General features: G+C 69.0%; 22 protein-coding genes and 1 tRNA gene. 2 read left to right on the top strand and 21 right to left on the bottom strand.

Annotated features, from left to right (window positions below):
- Window positions 1-13: 13 nt before the first annotated feature.
- The 20 genes from nuoL to AC3ANR_RS08865 all read right to left on the bottom strand — a co-directional run bounded on the left by nuoL (window position 14) and on the right by AC3ANR_RS08865 (window position 20,165).
- Complete coding sequence (gene nuoL, locus AC3ANR_RS08960; protein WP_488291526.1) at window positions 14-2,047, bottom strand: NADH-quinone oxidoreductase subunit L; 2,034 nt, start codon at window positions 2,045-2,047, stop codon at window positions 14-16.
- 120 nt (window positions 2,048-2,167) lie between these two features.
- Window positions 2,168-2,476: an NADH-quinone oxidoreductase subunit NuoK gene (nuoK, locus tag AC3ANR_RS08955; protein WP_488291525.1), complete on the bottom strand. Its 309-nt coding sequence runs from the start codon at window positions 2,474-2,476 to the stop codon at window positions 2,168-2,170.
- Entirely contained in the window at window positions 2,473-3,153 is a 681-nt protein-coding gene (locus tag AC3ANR_RS08950; protein WP_488291524.1) for an NADH-quinone oxidoreductase subunit J, read from the bottom strand. Before AC3ANR_RS08950 ends, nuoK begins: the two co-directional genes overlap by 4 nt.
- A 22-nt stretch (window positions 3,154-3,175) precedes the next feature.
- On the bottom strand, window positions 3,176-3,697 hold the full coding sequence (gene nuoI, locus AC3ANR_RS08945; protein WP_488291523.1) for an NADH-quinone oxidoreductase subunit NuoI: 522 nt from the start codon (window positions 3,695-3,697) through the stop codon (window positions 3,176-3,178).
- Window positions 3,698-3,701: 4 nt separating this feature from the next.
- Window positions 3,702-4,778, bottom strand: a complete 1,077-nt coding sequence (gene nuoH / locus AC3ANR_RS08940; RefSeq protein ID WP_488291522.1) for an NADH-quinone oxidoreductase subunit NuoH — start codon at window positions 4,776-4,778, stop codon at window positions 3,702-3,704.
- A complete protein-coding gene (nuoG, locus tag AC3ANR_RS08935) occupies window positions 4,775-6,937 on the bottom strand; it encodes an NADH-quinone oxidoreductase subunit NuoG (RefSeq protein WP_488291521.1) in 2,163 nt (720 codons plus the stop codon). The genes nuoH and nuoG overlap by 4 nt, the downstream gene beginning before the upstream one ends.
- A gap of 120 nt (window positions 6,938-7,057) precedes the next feature.
- Window positions 7,058-8,425 carry an NADH-quinone oxidoreductase subunit NuoF gene (nuoF, locus tag AC3ANR_RS08930; protein WP_488291520.1) on the bottom strand — a complete coding sequence of 456 codons (1,368 nt, stop codon included), beginning with the start codon at window positions 8,423-8,425 and terminating at the stop codon, window positions 7,058-7,060.
- On the bottom strand, window positions 8,422-8,907 hold the full coding sequence (gene nuoE / locus AC3ANR_RS08925) for an NADH-quinone oxidoreductase subunit NuoE (RefSeq protein ID WP_488291519.1): 486 nt from the start codon (window positions 8,905-8,907) through the stop codon (window positions 8,422-8,424). The genes nuoF and nuoE overlap by 4 nt, the downstream gene beginning before the upstream one ends.
- Window positions 8,904-10,157 carry an NADH-quinone oxidoreductase subunit D gene (locus AC3ANR_RS08920; RefSeq protein ID WP_488291518.1) on the bottom strand — a complete coding sequence of 418 codons (1,254 nt, stop codon included), beginning with the start codon at window positions 10,155-10,157 and terminating at the stop codon, window positions 8,904-8,906. Before AC3ANR_RS08920 ends, nuoE begins: the two co-directional genes overlap by 4 nt.
- Window positions 10,150-10,794 (bottom strand): NADH-quinone oxidoreductase subunit C, encoded by a 645-nt coding sequence (locus AC3ANR_RS08915; protein ID WP_488291517.1) that lies wholly within the window; start codon window positions 10,792-10,794, stop codon window positions 10,150-10,152. The genes AC3ANR_RS08920 and AC3ANR_RS08915 overlap by 8 nt, the downstream gene beginning before the upstream one ends.
- 4 nt (window positions 10,795-10,798) lie before the next feature.
- Window positions 10,799-11,278 carry a NuoB/complex I 20 kDa subunit family protein gene (locus AC3ANR_RS08910; protein ID WP_027102937.1) on the bottom strand — a complete coding sequence of 160 codons (480 nt, stop codon included), beginning with the start codon at window positions 11,276-11,278 and terminating at the stop codon, window positions 10,799-10,801.
- 30 nt (window positions 11,279-11,308) lie between these two features.
- On the bottom strand, window positions 11,309-11,680 hold the full coding sequence (locus AC3ANR_RS08905; RefSeq protein WP_488291516.1) for an NADH-quinone oxidoreductase subunit A: 372 nt from the start codon (window positions 11,678-11,680) through the stop codon (window positions 11,309-11,311).
- Window positions 11,681-11,733: 53 nt separating this feature from the next.
- Window positions 11,734-11,818, bottom strand: a tRNA-Leu gene (locus tag AC3ANR_RS08900).
- A 116-nt stretch (window positions 11,819-11,934) separates the two neighbouring features.
- Entirely contained in the window at window positions 11,935-12,363 is a 429-nt protein-coding gene (gene secG / locus AC3ANR_RS08895; protein WP_488291515.1) for a preprotein translocase subunit SecG, read from the bottom strand.
- Window positions 12,364-12,403: 40 nt separating this feature from the next.
- The gene (gene tpiA, locus AC3ANR_RS08890; RefSeq protein ID WP_488291514.1) at window positions 12,404-13,153 is read right to left on the bottom strand and encodes a triose-phosphate isomerase; all 750 of its coding nucleotides are present in this window, start codon (window positions 13,151-13,153) and stop codon (window positions 12,404-12,406) included.
- Window positions 13,154-13,164: 11 nt separating this feature from the next.
- A complete protein-coding gene (locus tag AC3ANR_RS08885; RefSeq protein WP_488291513.1) occupies window positions 13,165-14,154 on the bottom strand; it encodes an NAD(P)H-quinone oxidoreductase in 990 nt (329 codons plus the stop codon).
- Between the two features lie 121 nt (window positions 14,155-14,275).
- Window positions 14,276-16,597, bottom strand: coding sequence for a polyribonucleotide nucleotidyltransferase (gene pnp, locus AC3ANR_RS08880; RefSeq protein ID WP_488291512.1), 2,322 nt, complete (start codon window positions 16,595-16,597; stop codon window positions 14,276-14,278).
- Window positions 16,598-16,777: 180 nt separating this feature from the next.
- Window positions 16,778-17,041, bottom strand: a complete 264-nt coding sequence (gene rpsO, locus AC3ANR_RS08875; RefSeq protein WP_488291511.1) for a 30S ribosomal protein S15 — start codon at window positions 17,039-17,041, stop codon at window positions 16,778-16,780.
- Between the two features lie 678 nt (window positions 17,042-17,719).
- Complete coding sequence (locus AC3ANR_RS08870) at window positions 17,720-18,877, bottom strand: pyridoxal phosphate-dependent aminotransferase (protein WP_488291510.1); 1,158 nt, start codon at window positions 18,875-18,877, stop codon at window positions 17,720-17,722.
- Window positions 18,878-18,887: 10 nt separating this feature from the next.
- Complete coding sequence (locus AC3ANR_RS08865; protein WP_488291509.1) at window positions 18,888-20,165, bottom strand: branched-chain amino acid ABC transporter substrate-binding protein; 1,278 nt, start codon at window positions 20,163-20,165, stop codon at window positions 18,888-18,890.
- A 105-nt stretch (window positions 20,166-20,270) separates the two neighbouring features.
- Between AC3ANR_RS08865 and AC3ANR_RS08860 the strand changes: the two genes are divergently transcribed.
- Window positions 20,271-20,654: an Hsp20/alpha crystallin family protein gene (locus AC3ANR_RS08860; protein WP_488291508.1), complete on the top strand. Its 384-nt coding sequence runs from the start codon at window positions 20,271-20,273 to the stop codon at window positions 20,652-20,654.
- A 315-nt stretch (window positions 20,655-20,969) separates the two neighbouring features.
- Here AC3ANR_RS08860 and tsaD read toward each other — a convergent pair whose 3' ends face one another.
- Window positions 20,970-22,007 carry a tRNA (adenosine(37)-N6)-threonylcarbamoyltransferase complex transferase subunit TsaD gene (gene tsaD, locus AC3ANR_RS08855; RefSeq protein ID WP_488291507.1) on the bottom strand — a complete coding sequence of 346 codons (1,038 nt, stop codon included), beginning with the start codon at window positions 22,005-22,007 and terminating at the stop codon, window positions 20,970-20,972.
- Window positions 22,008-22,063: 56 nt separating this feature from the next.
- Here tsaD and AC3ANR_RS08850 point away from each other — a divergent pair, with 56 nt between their 5' ends.
- Window positions 22,064-23,284: a nitrate- and nitrite sensing domain-containing protein gene (locus AC3ANR_RS08850; protein ID WP_488291506.1), complete on the top strand. Its 1,221-nt coding sequence runs from the start codon at window positions 22,064-22,066 to the stop codon at window positions 23,282-23,284.
- Window positions 23,285-23,347: the final 63 nt, after the last annotated feature.

Here is a 23,347-nt window from a genome sequence, read left to right as displayed (position 1 = left end):
GTTCTTCTTCTCCTTATCGGCCCAGCCAGACGAACCACGTCATCAGCACGAACACGCCGACGATCATGGCCAGCGCATAGTGGTAGATGTACCCGGACTGCAGGCGCCGGGTGACGCCGGCGAACCAGCCCACCAGGTGCGCGCTGCCGTTGACGAGCGCACCGTCGATCACCGCCTGGTCGCCGCCCTTCCACAGCCCCATGCCCAGCCCGCGCGCCGCGCGCGCCAGCACGTTCTCGTTGAACCAGTCCATGTAGTACTTGTGGTCCAGGATGGTGTACAGCGGCCGCACCATCGCCTGGATGCGCGCGGGCAGCGCCGTGTTGATCATGTACAGGTAGTACGCCAGCGCCACGCCGGCCGCGGCCAGCCAGAACACGGGCGAGGTCAGGCCGTGCAGCGCCATCGCCACCGGGCCATGGAATTCCCTGGCCATCTCCTCCAGCGCGGGATGCCGCTCGAGGTTCACGAAGATCGCGTCCTTGAAGAAGTCGCCGTACAGCATCGGACCGATCGCCAGGAAGCCGATGACGACCGAGGGGAACGCCAGCAGCAGCAGCGGCGCGGTCACCACCCACGGCGACTCGTGCGGCGCGTGGTGCTCGTCCTGGTGGTGGTGCGGGTCCGGTTCCTCGGCGGGGTCGTGCTCGTGGGCCGGCACCTGGTCGAACCGCTCCTTGCCGTGGAAGACCAGGAAGTACATCCGGAACGAGTAGAACGCCGTGACGAACACGCCGGCCATGACCGCGAAGTAGGCGAAGCCGGCGCCCGGCAGCTTGGACAGGTGCACCGCCTCGATGATCGAGTCCTTGGAATAGAAGCCGGCGAACAGCGGCGTGCCGATCAGGGCCAGCGAGCCGAGCAGCGAGGTGATCCAGGTGATCGGCATGTACTTGCGCAGGCCGCCCATCCAGCGGATGTCCTGGTTGTGGTGCACGCCCATGATCACCGAGCCCGCCGCCAGGAACAGCAGCGCCTTGAAGAAGGCGTGCGTCATCAGGTGGAACACGGCGACCGAGTAGGCCGAGGCGCCCAGCGCCACCGTCATGTAGCCCAGCTGGGACAGCGTGGAGTACGCGACGACGCGCTTGATGTCGTTCTGGATGATGCCCAGGAAGCCCATGAACAGGGCCGTGATCGCGCCGATCACCAGGATGAACGACAGCGCGGTGTCGGACAGCTCGAACAGCGGCGACATGCGCGCCACCATGAAGATGCCGGCCGTCACCATCGTGGCGGCGTGGATCAGCGCCGAGATCGGGGTCGGGCCTTCCATCGAGTCGGGCAGCCACACGTGCAGCGGGAACTGCGCGCTCTTGCCCATCGCGCCGATGAACAGGCAGATGCAGGTGACGGTGACCAGCATCCAGTCGGTGCCCGGGAACGTGAGCTTGGCGAACTCCCCGGCCTTGGCGAAGGTCTCGGCGTAGCTGAGGGTGCCGGCGTACGCGGCGATCAGGCCGATGCCCAGGATGAAGCCGAAGTCGCCGACCCGGTTGACCAGGAACGCCTTCATGTTGGCGAAGATGGCGCTGGGCTTGTTGAACCAGAAGCCGATCAGCAGGTACGACACCAGGCCCACCGCCTCCCAGCCGAAGAACAGCTGCAGGAAGTTGTTGCTCATGACCAGCATGAGCATCGAGAAGGTGAACAGCGAGATGTAGGCGAAGAAGCGGTTGTAGCCGTCGTCCTCCTCCATGTACCCGATGGTGTAGATGTGCACCATCAGCGACACGAAGGTCACCACGCACATCATCATGGCCGTGAGGCCGTCGACCAGGAAGCCCACTTCCATCTTCAGCCCGCCCACCACCATCCATTCGTAGATGGTCTGGTTGAAGCGCGCGCCGTCCAGCGCCACGCTCTTGAGCGTCAGCGCCGAGATCACGAAGGCGACGAACACCCCCAGGATGGTGAAGGTGTGCGACAGCGTGCGGCCGATGCGGTTGCCCCCGAAGGAGGTGCCCAGGATGCCGGCCAGCGCGGCTCCGGCGAGCGGGGCCAGCGGAACGGCGAGCAGGGCCGAAGCTGAGAGTGTCTGGCTCATGTTTCTTTTTCCTAGCGTGTCACGCCGGACCCGGTCCGGCATCCAGCGGCTGTGCACGTCCGCGCCCGCCACTGGATTGCGGTGCGAGCCCGCAACGACACAGTCTTCTCATTCTTGTGGTCAGCCCTTGAGCGCGTTGAGTTCTTCGACGTTGATGTTCGACTTGTTGCGGAACAGCAGCACCAGGATGGCCAGGCCGATCGCCGACTCGGCGGCGGCCACGGTGAGGATGAAGAACACGAACACCTGGCCGTGCATGTCGCCCAGGTAGTAGGAGAACGCCACGAAGTTCATGTTGACCGCCAGCAGCATCAGCTCGATGGCCATCAGCAGCACGATCAGGTTGCGGCGGTTCAGGAAGATGCCCACCACGGACAGCGCGAACAGGATCGCGCCGAGCGACAGGAAGTGACCCAGTGTCAGGCTCATGCCTTGCTCCCTTCAACGGCAGCGGCGGCGACCGCCGGCTCCGGCTGCGGCGCGGCGACCGTCGGCGGCATCTTGATGATCTGCAGGCGGTCGCGGGCGCGCACGCGCACCTGCTGGCCCGGATCCATGTGCTTGCTGTCCTTGCGCTGGCGCAGCGTGAGCGCGATGGCGGCGACGATGGCCACCAGCAGCAGCACGGCCGCGATCTCCAGCGGGTACAGGTACTGCGTGTACAGCAGCTTGCCCAGCTCCTTGGTGTTGGACACCTGCACCGCGGCGGCGCCGGCCTGCGCGGCCTGCACCGCGGCCGGGCCGTTGGCGGGCTCGGCGGGGCGGAAGCCCCCCATCAGCACGCCGGCCATCTCCAGCGCGATCAGCGCGCCGACCGAGGCGGCCAGCGGGAAGTGCTTCCAGAAGCCGGCCCGCAGGCTGTCGACGTTGATGTCCAGCATCATCACGACGAAGAGGAACAGCACCATCACCGCGCCCACGTACACCAGCACCAGCGAGATGGCGAGGAACTCCGCCTTCAGCAGCATCCAGACCGCGGCGGCCTGGAAGAACGCGAGCACCAGGTACAGCGCCGCGTACACGGGGTTGCGCGCCGTGATGACCCGGAAGGCCGCGAACAGCAGCACCGCCGAGAACAGGTAGAAGAAGCCAGCCTTGATGTCCATGGTTGTTGTCGTGATGGCGCCGTTAGCGGTACTTGGCGTCGGCGGCCTTGTTGGCGGCGATCTCGGCCTCGTAGCGGTCGCCCACGGCCAGCAGCATGTCCTTGGTGTAGTACAGGTCGCCGCGCTTTTCGCCGTGGTACTCGAGGATGTGGGTCTCGACGATCGAATCGACCGGGCAGCTCTCCTCGCAGAAGCCGCAGAAGATGCACTTGGTCAGGTCGATGTCGTAGCGCGTGGTGCGGCGGGTGCCGTCGGCGCGCTGGTCGGACTCGATGGTGATCGCCAGCGCGGGGCACACGGCCTCGCACAGCTTGCAGGCGATGCAGCGCTCCTCGCCGTTGGGATAGCGGCGCAGCGCGTGCAGGCCGCGAAAGCGCGGCGACAGCGGCGTCTTCTCCTCCGGGAACTGCACGGTGATCTTGCGGGCCCAGAAATACTTGCCCGTGATGCGCAGGCCCTTGAACAGCTCCACCAGCATGAAGCTGGAGAGGAAGTCCTTCAGCGAGAAGGCCGACTGCTGCCGCGGCAGGGTTTCGGTTGCCATGGCTCTACTTCCAGATATTGAATGGGGTCTGCATCCAGGCGCCCACGACGACCAGCCAGACCAGCGTGACCGGGATGAAGATCTTCCAGCCCAGGCGCATGATCTGGTCGTACCGGTAGCGCGGGAACGTGGAGCGCACCCACAGGAACATGGTCACGACCACGAAGGTCTTGAGGCCCAGCCAAATCCAGCCGGGGATGAACGACAGGAACTCGAACGGGGGCAGCCAGCCGCCCAGGAACATGATCACGGCCAGGATCGAGACCAGCCACATGTTGGCGTACTCGGCCAGGAAGAACATGGCGAAGCTCATGCCCGAGTACTCGATCATGTGCCCGGCGACGATCTCCGACTCGCCTTCGACCACGTCGAACGGGTGGCGGTTGGTCTCGGCCAGGCCCGAGATGAAGTAGACGAGGAAGATGGGCAGCAGCGGCAGCCAGTTCCACGACAGCAGGTTCAGGCCCATGGCGGCGAACTGGCCCTTGGCCTGGCCCATGACGACGTCGGTCATGTTCAGGCTGCCGGTGACCATCAGCACCACCACGAGGGCGAAGCCCATCGCGATCTCGTAGCTGACCATCTGCGCCGACGCGCGCAGCGCGCCCAGGAAGGCGTACTTCGAGTTGGACGCCCAGCCGGCGATGATGACGCCGTAGACCTCGAGCGAGGTGATCGCCATCAGGAACAGCAGGCCGGCGTTGATGTTGGCCAGCGCCGTCTCGGGGCCGAAGGGGATCACGGCCCATGCGGCCAGCGCCGGCATGATGGTCATGATCGGGCCGAGCAGGAACAGGCCCTTGTTGGCCACCGTCGGGAGGATGATCTCCTTGGTGAGCAGCTTGAACGCGTCGGCGATCGGCTGCAGCAGCCCGAGCGGGCCGATGCGGTTGGGGCCGGGGCGCAGCTGCGTGAAGCCGATGGCCTTGCGCTCCCACAGCGTCAGGTAGGCCACCGCGCCCATCAGGGGCGCCACCACCACCACGATCTTGATCAGGGTCCAGATCACCGGCCAGCCGGCAACCGTCCACCAGGGGGCGGCGATCAGGCCGTTGCCGAAGCCGTAGATGGAATCGATCATGCCGGCACCTCCTCGCGGGCCGCGGAAGCGGCGCGTGCGGCGGCCGGCAGCGCGGCCTGGCCGTCGGCCGTGAGCTGCAGCGAGGGCGCGCGGCGCACGACGGAGTCGAGCTGGTAGATGGCGGCGCTGGCCGGCGTGCCGGCCTGCACCGACAGGTCCGCCCTGGCCGCGGTGCGGTTGGACAGCTTGCCGCCCTGCACCATCGCTTGGCCGGCGTCGGCCTGGCCGCGCGCGGCAGCCAGCACGTCCTGCGCCGACTCCCAGTCGAAGCCCGGCAGGCCCAGCATGTTGCCCAGCACGCGCAGCACCTTCCAGGCCGGGCGCGCCTCGCCGAGCGTCTTGACGACGGCATGGAACGACTGCACGCGGCCTTCGGCGTTGACGAAGGTGCCGGGCGTCTCGGTCCAGGGGGCGATCGGCAGCAGCACGTCGCTGAACGCGAGGTTGGCCTTGAACGGGCTGAGCGTGACGACCATGCCGGCGCGCGAGAGCGCCTCGGCGGCGCGGGCGCCGTCGGCGGCATCGAACTGCGGCTCGGTGTTCAGCAGGATGGCGGCCTGCAGCCCGCCGGACAGCATCTCGGCGGCGTTGCGGCCGCCCTGCCCCGGCAGCGCGTTGACGAGCTGCGCGCCCACCGTGTTGGCGGCTTCGGTCAGGTAGCCGACCGTCGCGCCGGTGGCCTCGCCGATCCACTGCGCCAGCGCCAGCAGCGAGGCGGCGTTGGCGTGGTGGGCGGCGGCGTTGCCCAGCAGGATGGCCTTGCGCTCGCCGGCCAGCAGCGAGGCGGCGATGGCCTTGGCGGCGTCGGTGGCGGTGCCCTGCGCGGGCGCGCTGGTGCCCTTCTCGCCGGCGATGGCGGTGGCGATGTCGGCCAGCGCCTGGGCCCACTGGCCGGCCGGCACGGTGACCGACGACGCCAGGGGCATCGCCCAGTCGTGCGCCACGTCGTGGATGCGCGAGACCCGCGCGCCCTTGCGGGTCGCGGCGCGGATGCGCAGCGCGAACAGCGGATGGTCCTTGCGCAGGTTGGAGCCCACCACCAGGGCCGACTGCAGCTCGCCCAGGGAGGCGATGCTGGTGCCCAGCCAGCGCACGCCCTCGAACGGCGTGAACTGCGCGTTGCGCAGGCGGTAGTCGATGTTCTCCGAGCCCAGGCCGCGCACCAGCTGGCCGGCCAGGAACAGTTCCTCGACGGTGCTGTGCGGGCTGACCAGCGCGCCGATGCTGGCGGCGCCGTGGTCGGCCTTGATCTGCCTGAGGCCGTTGGCCACGTACTCGAGCGCGGTCTGCCAGTCGACCTGCTTCCACTCGCCGCCCTGCTTGAGCATGGGCGAGGTGAGGCGCTCGTCGCCGTTCAGGGCCTCGTAGGAGAAGCGGTCGCGGTCGGCGAGCCAGCACTCGTTGACGGCCTCGTTCTCCAGCGGCAGCACGCGCATCACGCGGTTGTTCTTGATCTGGACGATCAGGTTGGCGCCGGTCGAATCGTGCGGGCTGACCGACTTGCGGCGCGACAGCTCCCAGTTGCGGGCGCTGTAGCGGAACGGCTTGCTGGTGAGCGCGCCGACCGGGCACAGGTCGATCATGTTGCCCGACACCTCGGAGTCGACCGTGTCGCCCAGCACCGTGGTGATCTCGGAGTGCTCGCCGCGGTGGATCATGCCCAGCTCCATGACGCCGGCCACTTCCTGGCCGAAGCGCACGCAGCGGGTGCAGTGGATGCAGCGGCTCATCTCCTCCATGGAGATCAGCGGGCCGACGTCCTTGTGCAGCACGACGCGCTTTTCCTCCTCGTAGCGCGAGGCGGAGGCGCCGTAGCCCACGGCCAGGTCCTGCAGCTGGCATTCGCCGCCCTGGTCGCAGATCGGGCAGTCCAGCGGATGGTTGATGAGGAGGAACTCCATCACGGACTGCTGCGCCTTGATGGCCTTGTCGCTGCGCGTGCGCACGATCATGCCGTTGGTGACCGGCGTGGCGCAGGCCGGCATCGGCTTGGGCGCCTTCTCCACGTCCACCAGGCACATGCGGCAGTTGGCCGCGATGGACAGCTTCTTGTGGTAGCAGAAATGCGGAATGTAGGTCCCCGCCTTCTCGGCCGCATGCATCACCATGCTGCCGTCGGCGATCTCGACCTTCTGTCCGTCCAGTGTGATTTCAGCCATGACAATCCTGATTCCACGAGCGGAGCGAGTCCGTTCTCGCCCTCCCGTTCCGGGGGAGGGCCGGGGTGGGGGCCGCGACAGCCGTCGCGGCGACTGCGCCCGAGTTAACGCGAGTCGGATTCAAGCCCTGGCTCCTGCCGGGACCACGTCCCTCGCCTGGTCGACCGTCGCGTCCGACCGCGCGATCTTGGCCTCGAACTCGTGCTTGAAGTGCTTGATCATGGCGCGCACCGGCATCGCCGCCGCGTCGCCGAGCGCGCAGATGGTGCGGCCCTGGATGTTGTCGGCCACCGAGTTGAGCAGCTCGATGTCGGCCGGCTTGCCGTGGCCGTTCTGGATGCGGTCGACCACGCGCCACAGCCAGCCGGTGCCCTCGCGGCACGGCGTGCACTGGCCGCAGGACTCGTGCATGTAGAAGTACGACAGGCGCAGCAGGCTTTCGACCATGTCGCGCGTCTCGTCCATCACGATCACGGCGCCCGAGCCCAGCATCGAGCCGGCCTTGGCGATGGAGTCGTAGTCCATCGTGCACTGCATCATGATGTCGGCCGGCAGCACCGGCGCCGACGAGCCGCCGGGGATCACGGCCTTGAGCTTCTTGCCGCCGCGCACGCCGCCGCACAGCTCCAGCAGCTTGCTGAACGGGGTGCCCAGCGGGATCTCGTAGTTGCCGGGCAGCTCCACGTCGCCCGAGACCGAGAAGATCTTGGTGCCGCCGTTGTTGGGCTTGCCGCATTCGAGGTAGGCCTGGCCGCCGTTGCGGATGATCCAGGGCACCGCCGCGAAGGTCTCGGTGTTGTTGATCGTGGTCGGCTTGCCGTACACGCCGAAGCTGGCCGGGAACGGCGGCTTGAAGCGCGGCTGGCCCTTCTTGCCTTCCAGCGATTCGATCAGCGCGGTTTCCTCGCCGCAGATGTAGGCGCCGAAGCCGTGGTGCGCGTGCAGCTGGAACGAGAAGTTCGTGCCCAGGATGTTGTCGCCCAGGTAGCCGGCCGCGCGGGCCTCTTCCAGCGCCTCCTCGAAGCGCTCGTAGGTCTGGAAGATCTCGCCGTGGATGTAGTTGTAGCCCACGGTGATGCCCATCGCGAAGCCGGCGATGATCATCCCCTCGATGACGATGTGCGGGTTGTAGTGCAGGATGTCGCGGTCCTTGCACGTGCCCGGCTCGCCCTCGTCCGAGTTGCACACCAGGTACTTCTGGCCCGGGAACTGGCGGGGCATGAAGCTCCACTTCAGGCCCGTGGGAAAGCCCGCGCCGCCGCGGCCGCGCAGCGCCGATTCCTTGACGGTGGCGATCACCTGGTCCTGCGTGAGGCCCTCGGACAGGATCTTGCGCAGCGCCTTGTAGCCGTCGCGCGCCTCGTAGTCCTTCAGGCGCCAGTTGGTGCCGTCCAGGCCCGCATAGATCTGCGGGTTGATGTGGCGGTCGTGGAAGCAGGTCTGGACGCCGGTGGCCTGGAACTGCTGCAGCACTTGGGAGGCGTTCATCCTTGCGCCCCCTTCAGGCCGTCGATCAGCTGGTCGAGCTTGTCGTTGCTCATGAAACTGCACATGGTGCGGTCGTTGACCAGCATCACGGGCGAGTCGGCGCAGGCGCCCAGGCACTCGCTTTGCTGCAGCGTGAACAGGCCGTCGGCCGTGGTCTCGCCCATCCGGATGCCCAGCCGCTGCTCCAGGTGGTGCAGCGCCTTGGCGCCGTCGCGCAACTGGCACGGCAGGTTGGTGCACACGTTCAGCTTGTACTTGCCGACCGGCGCCTGGTTGTACATGTTGTAGAAGGTCGTGACCTCGTGCACCGCGATCGGCGCCATGCCGAGGTACTCGGCCACTTCCTTCTCGGCCTCCTTGCTGACGAAGCCCTGCTCCTGCTGCACGATGGCCAGGCAGGCCATGACGGCGGACTGCTTCTGGTCCGCGGGGTACTTGGCCACTTCGCGGTCGAAGCGGGCCTTGGTGCTTTCAGTGATCATCGATCGATCTCTCCGAACACGATGTCCATCGTGCCGATGATGGCGACGGCATCCGCGATCATGTGGCCCTTGCCCATCTCGTCGAGGGCGGCCAGGTGCGGGAACCCGGGCGCCCGGATCTTCAGCCGGTACGGCTTGTTGGCGCCGTCGCTGACGATGTAGATGCCAAACTCGCCCTTCGGGTGCTCCACCGCGGCATACGCCTCGCCCTCGGGGACGCGGAAGCCTTCGGAGAACAGCTTGAAGTGGTGGATCAGCTCCTCCATGTTGGCCTTCATCGACTCGCGGTCGGGCGGGGCCACCTTGTGGTTGTCGGTGATCACCGGGCCGGGGTTCACGCGCAGCCAGTCCACGCACTGTTTGATGATCTTGTTGGCCTCGCGCATCTCCTGCACGCGCACCAGGTAGCGGTCGTAGCAGTCGCCGGTCTTGCCCAGCGGGATGTCGAAGTCCATCTTGTCGTAGACCTCGTACGGCTGCGTCTTGCGCAGGTCCCAGGCGATGCCCGAGCCGCGCAGCATGGGGCCGGTGAAACCGAGGTTGAGCGCGCGCTCGGGCGTGACCACGCCGATGCCCACCGTGCGCTGCTTCCAGATGCGGTTGTCGGTGAGCAGGGTCTCGTACTCGTCGACGTAGCCGGGAAAGCGCTGGGTGAAGGCCTCGATGAAGTCCAGCAGCGAGCCCTGGCGGTTCTCGTTCATCTGCCGGATGGCGCGCTCGTTGCGCACCTTGCTGGCCTTGTACTGCGGCATGGAGTCCGGCAGGTCGCGGTAGACGCCGCCCGGGCGGAAGTACGCCGCGTGCATGCGCGCGCCGGAGACCGCCTCGTACATGTCGAACAGGTCCTCCCGCTCGCGGAAGCAGTAGATCAGCATGTTCATCGCGCCGCAGTCGAGGCCGTGCGCGCCGAGCCACAGCAGGTGGTTCAGCAGGCGCGTGATCTCGGCGAACATGACGCGGATGTACTGCGCGCGAATCGGGACCTCGATGCCCATCAGCTTCTCGACGGCCAGGCAGTAGGCGTGCTCGTTGCACATCATCGAGACGTAGTCCAGGCGGTCCATGTACGGGAGCGTCTGGATGTAGGTGCGGGTCTCGGCCAGCTTCTCGGTGGCGCGGTGCAGCAGGCCGATGTGCGGGTCGGCGCGCTGGATCACCTCGCCATCGAGCTCCAGCACCAGGCGCAGCACACCGTGCGCGGCCGGGTGCTGCGGACCGAAGTTCAGCGTGTAGTTCTTGATCTCAGCCATGGTTGTCCAGTCCCCTGCCCGCCTGGATGCCGCCGTAGTGCTCCTCGCGGATGATGCGGGGCGTGATCTCGCGCGGCTCGATGGTCACCGGCTGGTAGATCACGCGCTGGCGCTCGGGGTCGTAGCGCATCTCCACGTGGCCCGACACCGGGAAGTCCTTGCGGAACGGGTGGCCGATGAAGCCGTAGTCGGTCAGGATGCGGCGCAGGTCCTGGTGGTTCAGGAACACGATGCCGTACAGGTCGAACGCTTCGCGCTCGAACCAGTTGGCCGAGCTCCACAGGCCGGTGAGCGACTCCACCTCGGGCAGGTCGTCGTCGGCGCAGAACACGCGCAGGCGCACCCGCTGGTTCAGGCTGACGGACAGGAAGTGCGACACCACGGCGTAGCGCGGGCCGTCCCAGCCGCCGTTGCGGTAGTCCGAGTAGTCGACGCCGCACAGGTCGAGCAGCTGCTCGAAGCGGCAGCCGGCGTGGTCGCGCAGCACCTGCGCGGCGGCCAGGTAGTTGTCGGGCGAGACGGTGACGGTGACCTCGCCCAGGCGCAGGTCCACGCGCCTGGCCAGCGCGCCCAGGGCCTCGGTCAGGGTCGCTTGCAGCGCCGCGGGATCGACCGCGAAGGAAGTATTTGCGGTCATGGCGTCAGGCGCGGGCGATGGTCTGGGTGCGGCGGATCTTCTGCTGCAGCTGGATGATCCCGTACAGGAGCGCCTCGGCCGTCGGCGGGCAGCCGGGCACGTAGACGTCCACCGGCACGATGCGGTCGCAGCCGCGCACCACCGAATAGCTGTAGTGGTAGTAACCGCCGCCGTTGGCGCAGGTGCCCATGGAGAGCACCCAGCGCGGCTCGGGCATCTGGTCGTACACCTTGCGCAGCGCCGGCGCCATCTTGTTGCACAGCGTGCCGGCCACGATCATCAGGTCGGACTGGCGCGGACTGGGCCGGAACAGCATGCCGAACCGGTCGATGTCGTAGCGGGCCGCGCCCGCGTGCATCATCTCCACGGCGCAGCACGCCAGGCCGAACGTCATCGGCCACAGCGAGCCGGTCTTGGCCCAGTTGATGACGCTGTCCACGGTCGTCGTGACGACGCCCTTGTCGAGAATGCCTTCGTTAGCCATTGCTTGTGAGTCCCTGGCGCGAGCGGGATGTCATTCCCAGTCGAGCGCGCCTTTTTTCCACTCGTAGACGAAACCGACCACCAGGATCCCGAGGAAAACCATCATCGCCCAGAAGCCCACGGGCCCGATCTCCTTGAGCGCCACCGCCCACGGGAAGAGGAACGCGATCTCCAGGTCGAACAGGATGAACAGGATGGCCACGAGGTAGTAGCGCACGTCGAACTTCATGCGCGCGTCCTCGAACGCCTCGAAGCCGCACTCGTACGGAGAGTTCTTGGCGGCATCGGGCTTGTTGAAGCCCGCCGCGCCCGCGAACACGTAGCCCAGCACCTGGGGGAGAACCCCGACCCCGATGCCTACCAGAATGAACAGGAGGACTGGGAGGTACTGGTCAAGGTTCATCTGAGGGCTCTGTCGCTTGGAGCCGCGGGGCGCTGCCCGCGGCTCTTTTGTCCTGGTGCCGTCGGCGAGACTCGAACTCGCACAGCTTTCGCCACTACCCCCTCAAGATAGCGTGTCTACCAATTTCACCACGACGGCTGGTTTTGCTTTGCCCGGACAGGCATGAGGCGCTTTTATTGTTGGCTTTCCGGGCAGCCTTGGAGTTTACTCCGAAACCGGCACGCTTCCCCTGACGGCGTGCCGATTGGATGGGCTTACTTGGCCGGAATCTGCGCCGCGCCGGAGGCGGGCGTCGCCGGCACGGCCGGCACCACCGCCGCCGAAGCGGCACCGCTCGCCGCGGCGGCGGGCGCGCCGGTCGAGGGGATCTGCGCGGCGGGGCCGGAAGCGGCCGGCGCCGGCACCACGACCGTGCGGTCGAGCACGCTGCCCGATTCGGGCGCGCGGTAGTTGCCGAAGTACGCCAGCGCGAGCGTGCAGATGAAGAAGACCGTGGCCAGCACGGCGGTGGTGCGCGAGAGGAAGTTCGCGCTGCCGCTGGCGCCGAACAGGCTGCCCGAGCTGCCGCTGCCGAATGCCGCACCCATGTCGGCACCCTTGCCGTGCTGGATGAGGATGAGGCCGATCATGCCCAGCGCGGCCAGGATCTGGGCCGCCAGGAGGAGGGTGAGAAGCGCGTTCATGTTGGTTGGAATCTCCGGATTGTGGGTGGCGGGCCGGCCTTCAGCGGGCCGCCGCGATGATCTGCAGGAAGTCAGGCGCCTTGAGCGAGGCGCCGCCGATCAGGCCGCCGTCGATGTCGGGCTGCGCCAGCAGGCTCGCGGCGTTGCCCGCGTTCATGCTGCCGCCATAGAGGATGGCCACGCGGTCGGCCTGCGGCGTCGCGGCCCTGAGCTGCGCGCGCAGCACGGCGTGCACCTGCTGGGCCTGCTCCGGCGTCGCCGTCCTGCCGGTGCCGATGGCCCAGACGGGCTCGTAGGCCACCACGATCTCGCTGATGCAGTGGCCGTTGGTGTGGATCACGGCCGCCAGCTGGCGCTTGACGACGTCCTCGGTCTGCCCGGCCTCGCGCTCGGCGAGCGTCTCGCCGACGCAGACGATGGGCGTGATGCCGTGCGCGAGCGCGGCCTTGGCCTTGTCGGCCACCAGCTGGTCGGCCTCGCCGTGGTACTGGCGCCGCTCGGAGTGGCCGACGATCGCGTAGCGCACGCCGAACTCCTTGAGCATCGGGGCCGACACCTCGCCGGTGTAGGCGCCCTGCTCGTGGCTGGACACGTCCTGCGCGCCCAGCTCGAGCGCCGAGCCGTGGCGCAGCAGCTGCAGCTGCGCCAGGTACGGCGCGGGCACGCAAACGGCCACGGTGCACGCGGCGTCCTTCATGCCGGCGACCACGGCGCGCACGAGCGCATCGTTGGCAGCGATGCTGCCGTTCATCTTCCAGTTGCCGGCGATCAGTTTCTTCTTGGTTGTCATCGTCTCGTGGCTCACCAGGCCAGCACGATCTTGCCGACGTGCTGGTTCGATTCCATCAGCGCGTGCGCCTTGGCCGCATCGGCGGCCGCGAAAGTGCTGTGCAGCACCGGCTTGATGCGCCCGGCCTCCAGCAGGGGCCACACGTGCTGCTTCAGCGCCGCGGCGATCGCGGCCTTGAAGGGCACCGGGCGCGGACGCAGCGTCGAGCCGGTGATCACCAGCCGGCGGCGCAGCACCAGGCCGGCGTTGAATTCGCTCTTGGTGCCGCCCTGCACGGCGATGATCACCAGGCGGCCGTCCTCGGCCAGGCTCTTCACCTCGCGGTCGACGTAGCTGCCGGCGACCATGTCCAGGATCACGTCCACGCCGTTGCCGCCGGTCAGGCGCTTGGCCTCCTCGGCGAAATCCTGGGTCTTGTAGTTGATGGCGTGGTCGGCGCCGAGCTGCAGGCAGGCCTGGCACTTCTCGTCGCTGCCCGCGGTGGCGATGACCTTGCCGGCGCCCATGGCCTTGGCCATCTGGATCGCGGTCACGCCGATGCCGCTGGTGCCGCCCTGGACCAGGAACGACTCGCCCGGCTGCAGCCGGCCGCGGTCGAACACGTTGCTCCAGACGGTGAAGAACGTCTCGGGCAGCGAGGCGGCCTCGATGTCCGAGAGGCCCGTGGGCACCGGCAGGCACTGGCCGACCGGCGCGACGCACAGCTGCGCGTAGCCGCCGCCGGCCACCAGCGCGCAGACGCGGTCGCCCACCTTCAGGCCGGCGGCCGCCATCGCCTGCGCGTCGCCGGCGACGATCTCGCCCGCGACCTCGAGGCCGGGGATGTCGGACGCGCCGGGCGGCACCGGGTAGTTGCCGGTGCGCTGCAGCACGTCGGGGCGGTTCACGCCGCTGGCCGCGACGCGAATGAGCACCTCGCCCGCGCCGGGCGCGGGGTCCGGGCGCTCGCCCAGGCGCAGCACCTCGGGGGCGCCGTAGCTGGTGATTTCGACGGCTTTCATGGGGTGGCTCCTTCAGCGGGGCTGCCATGGCGGGCTCGACCCGCCATCCAGGCCCGGCGCCGATGTCGGCACCGTCGCTGGACGCCGGCGCGAGGCCGGCATGACAACGTGGGCGTTGCCCTTACTCCTGCGGATCGGTCAGCGTGGATTGCGGCTGGGCGTCGCCGGCGGGTGCCGGGCGGTCACCGCCCTCGCCGCGCGGCGGGCGATCGCCTCGTTCGGCGCGCTCGCCGCGGTCCCCACGGTCGCCGCGGTCGCCGCGGTCGCCACGATCCCCGCGGTACTCACCGCGCGGCGGACGGTCGCCACGATCGCGGCGCTCGCGCGGCTGCTCCTCGGGCATGCCTTCCGGACGGTCGAGCAGCGCCTTCATGGACAGCTTGACGCGGCCCTTGTCGTCGGTCTCCAGGACCTTGACGCGCACGACCTGGCCTTCGCTCAGGTAGTCGCTGACCTTCTCCACGCGCTCGTGGGCGATCTGGCTGATGTGCAGCAGGCCGTCCTTGCCGGGCAGCAAATTGACCAGCGCGCCGAAGTCCAGCAGCTTGGTGATCGGGCCTTCGTAGACCTTGCCGATCTCCACTTCCGCGGTGATCTGCTCGATGCGCTTCTTGGCCTCCTCGGCCTTGCCGGCGTCGGTCGAGGCGATGGTGATGGTGCCGTCCTCGGCGATGTCGATCGTGGTGCCGGTCTCGTCGGTCAGCGCGCGGATGGTGGCGCCGCCCTTGCCGATCACGTCGCGGATCTTCTCCGGGTTGATCTTCATCGTGTACAGGCGCGGGGCGAAGGTGGACACGTCGGTCTTGGCCGCGCCCATCGCGTCCTGCATCTTGCCCAGGATGTGCATGCGCGCTTCCTTGGCCTGGGCCAGGGCGACCTGCATGATTTCCTTGGTGATGCCCTGGATCTTGATGTCCATCTGCAGGGCCGTGATGCCGTTGGTGGTGCCCGCGACCTTGAAGTCCATGTCGCCGAGGTGGTCCTCGTCGCCCAGGATGTCGGTCAGCACCGCGAAGCGGTTGCCTTCCTTGATCAGGCCCATCGCGATGCCGGCCACGTGGGCCTTCATCGGCACGCCGGCGTCCATCATCGCCAGGCAGCCGCCGCAGACGGAAGCCATCGACGAGGAGCCGTTCGACTCGGTGATCTCCGACACCACGCGGATGGTGTACGGGAACTCGTCCTTGGCCGGCAGGCACGCGATCAGCGCGCGCTTGGCCAGGCGGCCATGGCCGACCTCGCGGCGCTTGGTCGAGCCCATGCGGCCCACTTCACCGGTGGCGAAGGGAGGCATGTTGTAGTGGAACAGGAAGCGGTCCTCGAACTCGCCGGCCAGCGCGTCGATGCGCTGGGCGTCGCGCTCGGTGCCCAGGGTGGTGACCACCAGGGCCTGCGTCTCGCCGCGGGTGAACAGCGCCGAGCCGTGGGTGCGCGGCAGCACGCCGGTGCGGATCTCGATCGGGCGCACGGTGCGCGTGTCGCGGCCGTCGATGCGCGGCTCCCCGGCCAGGATCTGGCCGCGAACCAGGCCCGCCTCGATGGTGAACAGCAGGTCGTCGACCTTGATCGGGTCGAACTCGACGCCCTGCTCCTTCAGGCCGGCATGCACGGCGGCGTTGGCCTCGCGCAGGGCCTGGGTGCGGGCCTGCTTGCTGCGGATCTGGTAGGCAGCGCGCAGCTTCTCCTCGGCCAGCTGGGTGACCCGGGCGATGAACGACTCGTCCTTGGCGGGCGGCTGCCAGTCCCACACCGGCTTGCCGGCCTCGCGCACGAGCTCGTGGATGGCATTGATGGCGATCTTGCCCTGGTCGTGGCCGAACACCACGGCGCCCAGCATGATTTCCTCGGGCAGCTGCTGCGCCTCGGACTCGACCATCAGGACGGCGGCCTCGGTGCCGGCGACCACCAGGTCCATCAGCGATTCCTTGCGCTGGGTCTGGCCCGGATTCAGCACGTATTCGCCGTTGATGTAGCCCACGCGCGCGGCGCCGATCGGGCCGGCGAACGGGATGCCGGAGACGGCCAGCGCGGCGCTGGTGGCGATCATGGCGGCGATGTCGGCGTCCACCTCGGGGTTCAGCGACAGCGTGTGGATGACCACGTGCACTTCGTTGAAGAAGCCCTCGGGGAACAGCGGGCGGATCGGGCGGTCGATCAGGCGGGAGGTCAGCGTCTCCAGCTCGGAGGGCTTGGCTTCGCGCTTGAAGAAGCTGCCGGGGATCTTGCCGGCGGCGTAGGTCTTCTCGATGTAGTCGACCGTCAGCGGGAAGAAGTCCTGGCCCGGCTTGGCGGTCTTGGACGCCACCACGGTGGCCAGCACCACGGTGTCGTCGATGTTCACGACGACGGCGCCGCTGGCCTGGCGTGCGATCTCGCCCGTTTCCATGGTGACCGTGTGCTGGCCCCACTGGAAGGTCTTGGTGACTTTGTTGAAGATGGTCATGTGCGTTCTCTCTCTCGTGATTGAAGAGACGGGAGCCGAACACGATGCCATTCCATCAGCGGCCGCTCGGCCGTTGGTGGAATGACACAGCGCGTATCCGGGTCCGGGGTCTCCGATGTGCAAAGCGCCTGAGCCAGCCTTCAAGCCAACCCAGGCGCCGTGCGATCCGTTGCGACCTGCTTACTTGCGCAGGCCCAGCTTGCCGATCAGCGCCGTGTAGCGCTCGGCATCGTTGTCCTTCAGGTACGCCAGCAGGCTCTTGCGGCGGTTGACCATGCGCAGCAGGCCACGGCGGCCGTGGTGGTCCTTGGCGTGGGTCTTGAAGTGCGGGGTCAGCTCGTTGATCCGGGCGGTCAGCAGGGCGACCTGGACTTCGGGGCTGCCGGTGTCGCCGGTGCCGCGCGCGTGCGCAGCGACGATCTCGGCCTTGTTGAGGGCGGTCATCTGGATTTCCTTGTGTTGGAGGTTTGACTTGCGTTGCGGCTGGAAGGGCCCCAACGTGCGCTCTGCGGGGTGCAGAACCGGGGGATTGTACCACCGCGCCCTCCGTCATCGCGGCCCCGGGCCTCATGTGCCGGGCCGGGCTGGATGCCTCGTGTGCCGGGCTGGGGCTGGGGCTGGGTGCCTCTTGTGCCGGGCTGGGGCTGGGGCTGGGTGCCTCTTGTGCCGGGCTGGGGCTGGGGCTGGGTGCCTCTTGTGCCGGGCTCGGGCCGAGGGGCACTCCGTCGCGCGAATGTCCCCCGCCGCGGCTGGCGCCGCTCGCTCCTCCTTGATTTCGCCCGACGAAGTGCCCCTCGGCCCAAGCCCTGCCCCACGCCTTGCCGAACCGGCGGGCCGGCTGGTCGGCCAGCCGGCGGAGCCCTGCGGGGCCCGGTGGGCCCGCGGGGCAGGACCGGGGTGGGGGTGGGCGCCTGCGCGAAATCAAGGAGGAGGAAGCGGCGCCAGCCGCGACGGGGGACATTCGCGCAGGCGCCCGCCCCCACCCTGGTCCGGAACGCCCGCGCGCGGCCCCCTCCAAGTCCGGAACGCCCGCGCTGCCCAATCCAAGTCAGGCACGCCAGCGCGCTGCCCATCCAAGCCCGGAACGCAGGCGCGCTGCCCCCTGCGGCCTGCTCCCCAAGCTCAGCGGCTGGCCAGCCACCCCTGCAGCCGCCGCACACCCTCGTCCAGCCGAGCCAGGTCCTTGGACGCGAAGCACCAGCGCAGCCAGCCCTGCGCCTCCGGCGCGAACGCGTTGCCCGGCGCGATGCCCAGCCCGGCCTCGGCCACCAGCCGCTTGGCCAGGTCGAGCGAGTCGCCGAACCCGTCGAGCTTGAAGAAGGCGTACATGCCGCCCTGCGGCAGCGCCAGCTCGACCCGCGGCAGGGCCTGCAGCTGCGGCACCAACCGGTCGCGACAGGCCTTCAGGTGGGCCACGACGCGCGGGGTCACCTCGCCGGTGCCCTGCACGGCCGCGACGGCGGCGCGCTGGGTGAACACGCTCGCACAGGAGGTGTTGAACTCGATGAGCTTGCCCATCGGGTGGGTCATCTCGGGCGGCATCACCAGCCAGCCGAGCCGCCAGCCGGTCATCAGGAAGCTCTTGGAGAAGCTGTGCGCCACCACCAGCCGGTCCTCGGGCGCCGCGACGTCCAGGAAGCTGGGGGCGCAGGCATTGGCGGACTCGCCGTAGTACAGGCGCTCGTACACCTCGTCGGCGAGGATCCAGGTGCCCGTGCGGCGGCAGTGCTCGAGGATGGCCTGCTGCTCGGCGCGCGTGAGCGTCCAGCCGGTCGGGTTGTTGGGCGCATTGACGATCAGCAGCCGGGTGGCGGGCGTCACGGCGTCCAGCAGCGCCTGCAGGTCGAGCTTCCAGGCGCCCTGCGACGGGCGCAGCGACACGCGGCGCAGGCGCCCGCCCATGATCAGCGGCTGGGCCGTGAGGTTGGGCCAGACGGGCGTGACGGCCACCACCTCGTCGCCGGCATCGACCAGCATCTGCACCGCCAGCATCAGCGCGTTCACGCCGCCGGAGGTGATGGCGATGCGGTCGCGCGAGACCGGGCCGTGCAGGCGCGAGGTGTAGGCGGCGACGGCGTCGCGCAGCTCGGGCAGGCCCAGGTTGTGCGCGTAGAACGTCTCGCCCTTCTCGATCGACTCGATCGCCGCGCGGCGGATGAACTCCGGCGTGACCTCGTCGCTCTCGCCGAACCAGAAGGCCAGCACGTCGTCGCGGCCGATGCCGGCGTTGGCGACTTCGCGGATCTTGGATTCCTCGAGGTTCAGGATGGCTTGGCGCATGGTGGCTGCTTCAGGTGGCGGTGGGACGCTGCATCTTGCACGAGGAGGGCAGCTCGGCCTGCGCAGCGCCGAGCACGCGCACGACGCGGAAGCCGTAGCCCGAGCCCTCGACGTCGAACTTGACACCCGGCGCGCCCAGCTTGTCCATCTGGCCCACGACCAGGGTCTGCTGGAACTGGTGGTCCAGCGCCCGCATGCTGCCCGCCTGCCCCGCGAGGCTGACGCTGGCGCGCTCCAGCGCGGTGGCCACCGGCAGGGCCGCCACGCTGCCGGCCTTCTCGATCGACTGCGCCAGCGCCTCGACCATCAGCTGCATGCGCATGTGCACGTAGTCGTCCTGCGGGCGCGGGAAGCGCTGGCGGAACGACTTGTAGAAGGCCTCGCTCTGGGCGGTGGGCAGGTTGGGCAGCCAGTCGGCCACGGCGACCACGCGGCCCACGCCCGCGTCGCCGATCGCCGCCGGCGCCCCCAGCGCGTTGCCGTAGAAGGTGTAGAACTTGCCCTCGAAGCCGGCGTCGCGCGCCGCCTTGACCAGCAGCGTGAGGTCGTTGCCCCAGTTGCCCGTGATCACCGCGCTGGCGCCACTGGCCTTGATCTTGGCGGCATAGGGCGCGAAATCCTTCACCCGGCCCAGCGGATGCAGCTCGTCGCCGACGATCTGCACGTCCGGGCGAAGCTGCCCCAGCTGGCGCCGCGCCTCGCGCAGCACGGCCTGGCCGAAGCTGTAGTCCTGGCCGATGAGGTAGGCGCTGCGCACCGCCTTGTCCTCGCGCAGCACGGCCATCAGGGCCGCCATGCGCATGTCGGCGTGGGCGTCGAAGCGGAAGTGCCAGAAGCTGCAGCGCTCGTTGGTGAGCGCCGGGTCGACGGCGGAATAGTTGAGGTAGAGCACGCGGCGCGCGGTGTCGCGCTCGTTGTGCTTGTTGACCGCCTCGACCAGCGCGGAGGCGATCGCCGAGGAGTTGCCCTGCAGGATGAAGTGCGAGCCGTCGTCGATGGCCGAGCGCATCGCGGCCAGCGCCTCCTCGGTCTGGCCCTTGCTGTCGTAGCGGTCCACCGCCAGCGGGCGGGCGCCGCCCGGGAGGCGCACGCCCCCGCGCTGGTTGACCCGCTCGACCGCCCACAGCAGGTTGCGGAACACCGCCTCGCCGGTGTTGGCGAAGGCGCCGGACAGCGCCTCCACCATGGCCAGCCGCACCGGCGCGCCGGCCGGCTGCGCCCGCCCGAGGGCGGGAGCAAATAGCGTTGCCGCCGCGGATTTCAAGACCAGCCTTCGCTGTTTTTTCATGCCCTAGTCGTCTCTTGAAAAATGCGCCGCCCGCGCACAACTTGGTGCAGGCGGCAATCGATGAAAGCCGCGCAGTTTAAGAGAGAGCTTGAAAGGAGCTTTGTCATGTTCTTCGCACCCGTCGTTCGCACCCGCGCCACCGCGCCCGCCTTCCGTTCGTTCGACCGCAGCTTCGAGCGCTTCGTCAACGACGCCTTCTACGGCCCCGGCACCGCCCAGGGCCTGCAGCTCGCCCAGGACGACAAAGCCTGGACCGTGACGCTGGACCTGCCGGGCATCGCCCGCGAGGACCTGGCGATCCAGATCGAGGGGCCCGTCGTTCGCATCGAGACCAAGCCCGAAGCCAAGCGCCGCTACAAGGCCGCCTGGGAGCTGCCGCAGGAAATCGACGTCGACGCCACCACGGCCAAGCTGGAGAACGGCGTGCTGACGCTCACGCTGGGCAAGAAGCAGCCGGTGAGCAACGCCAAGCAGATCGCCGTCCAGTAAGGCCGCCCAAGACCGTTTGCCAAGCCCGCGGAGCCGACCGCGGGCTTTTTTCTGGGCGTCATCCTGTCTTGGGCTGGAGGCGGGTTGGCTGCCGGGTGCGAGGGATTCCGGGGCTCGGGATTCCGGGGTGCGTTGGCTTCCGGGGTGCGCGGCAGGCGGCGCCTAGCAGGGCCTCATCCCCTTTTGTCTCCGCTTCGCTGACGCTCGCTCCGATGCCCCCGCAGGCAGCCCCCTGCCGCCGCGCACGAACGCCGAACGAGCCGTGTCCCAGCGCCAGCCTCCAAGGCCCGAACGCCACCCCAGCGCACGAAGGGTTCAGCCGACCGACAGCTCCGCCAGCGGCCAGCGCGGCTTGACGTCGAAGGCGTAGGAGCGGCTGGCCGATTGCACGCCAGCCTCCAGGCGCATGGCGGCCGCCATCGCGATCATCGCGCCGTTGTCCGTGCACAGCGCCAGCTCCGGATAGTGCACGCGCACCCCCCGCTTGGCGCAGGCCGCATTCAGCTGCTCGCGCAGCAGCCGGTTGGCGCCCACGCCGCCGGCCACCACCAGGCGCTTGAGGCCCGTGTCCTGGAGCGCGGCCAGCGACTTCTTCACCAGCACTTCGACGATCGCCGCCTCGGTCGACGCGGCCAGGTCCGCCTTGCGCGGCGCCAGCTCGTCCCCGAGCTTGCGCACCTGCGTGAGCACCGCCGTCTTCAGGCCCGCGAAGGAGAAATCCAGGTCGCCGCTGTGCAGCAGTGGCCGCGGCAGCGCGAACGCTTTCGGGTCGCCCTGCTGCGCCAGCCTCGACAGCGCCGGCCCGCCGGGATACCCCAGCCCCATCAGCTTGGCGCTCTTGTCGAACGCCTCGCCCGCCGCGTCGTCGATCGTCTCGCCCAGGAGCTCGTACTGCGCCACGCCGTCCACCCGCATCAGCTGCGTGTGCCCGCCCGAGACCAGCAGGGCCACGAACGGGAACGCCGGCGGATCGACGCTGAGGAACGGCGACAGCAGGTGGCCTTCGAGGTGGTGCACGCCCAGCACCGGCTTGCCCAGCGCCGCGCCCAGCGCGCAGGCCACGCCCGCCCCCACCAGCAGCGCCCCGGCCAGGCCAGGCCCGCGGGTGAAGGCCACGGTGTCCACCTGGGCGAGCTCGCGGCCGGCCTCGGCCAGCACCTGGCGCGTGAGGGGCAGCACCCGCCGGATGTGGTCGCGGCTGGCCAGCTCCGGCACCACGCCGCCATAGGCCTCGTGCATGCGCACCTGGCTGTGCAGCGCGTGCGCGAGCAGGCGCGGGACGGCGCCGCCGCCCGCCTCCACCAGGGCCACGCCCGTCTCGTCGCAGGAGGATTCGATGCCCAGGACCAGCATGCGGCGAGTGTAGCCAGCGCCACCGGGTCGGCACGGGAGTTGCTCAGAGTCCCTCGATGAAGTCTGGTGTCCACTTCCTGCTCGCCGCGCGCCAGTGCGAGATCGCCGAGCTCGAGCAGCTCGCGCAGACCGGCGAGCTCGTCGGCGCCATCGCCTTGTTCATCCACGCGCTGCAGCGCGAACGCGGCATCTCCAGCATCTACCTTGGCTCGCACGGCGCGCAGTTCACGGCGCAGCGGGCGCAGCAGATCGCCGAATGCGACCGGGCCGAGGCCGCCGTGCGCGCGCAACTCGACCGGCTGGACACCGAGTCGTGCCAGGCCCGCAACGGCTCGCGCCTGTTCAGCCGGGTGGCGGTGGTGCTGCACACGCTCGAAGGCCTGCCGGCGCTGCGGGCCCGCATCGCGCGCCAGTCGCCCACCGCCAGCGAGGCGACGACTGCCTTCGCCAAGCTCATCGCCGGCCTCTTGACCGTCGTCTTCGAGGCGGCGGACAACGCCACCGACCCGCAGGTCTCGCGCGCGCTGGTCGCGATGTTCCACTTCATGCAAGGCAAGGAATTCGCGGGCCAGGAGCGCGCGCTGGGCGCGCGGGTGTTCGCCGCCGGCTACATCGACGGCGCCGGCCAGCAGCACTGGCGGCACCTGGTCGACACGCAGCAAGGCTGCTTCCAGGTCTTCACCGACCACGCCGATCCGCAGCTGCTGCGCGCCGACCAGGCCACGCGCGACCCGGTCGTGGTGGCCGAGGTGGAGCGCCTGCGCCGCGTGGGCACCACCGTGCGGGGCGAACTCGACATCGGGCTGAGCCACGCGTGGTACGACTGGTGCACGCGCCGCATCGACGAGATGAAGGCGGTGGAAGACCTGCTCGCCGCCCACCTTCGCCAGCTGTGCGAGCAGCGCATCGCCCGCGCCCGCGCCGAGCTGCAGGACCAGCGCGCCACGCTCGACGCCCTGTCGGCGCGGGCGGCCACCAGCGCCGCCACGCCGGCCGCCTTCGGCCCGCACCTGGAGCGGTCGCTGTTCGCCATGGTGCAGGAGCAGTCGCGCCGGCTGCAGGCCGTGACCGACGAACTGGACGCCGTGCGCGCCACCCTCAACGAGCGCAAGGTGGTCGAACGCGCCAAGGGCCTGCTGATGGCGCACCGGCAGATGACCGAGGACGAGGCGTACAAGGCGCTGCGCCAGATGGCGATGAACCAGAAGCGCCGCCTGGTCGACGTCGCGCACAACGTCCTGGCGCTGGCCGAGGTGCTGCCCGCCGCGGCGCGCTGAAGCGCGCGGTGATGCACGAAGACCGTGCGCCGCGCCCCAATCCGGGGTCGGCCGCGCGCGCCG

Source organism: Ramlibacter sp. JJN2-2R, assembly GCF_057747835.1.
This window is presented reverse-complemented; position numbering and strand designations above follow the sequence as displayed.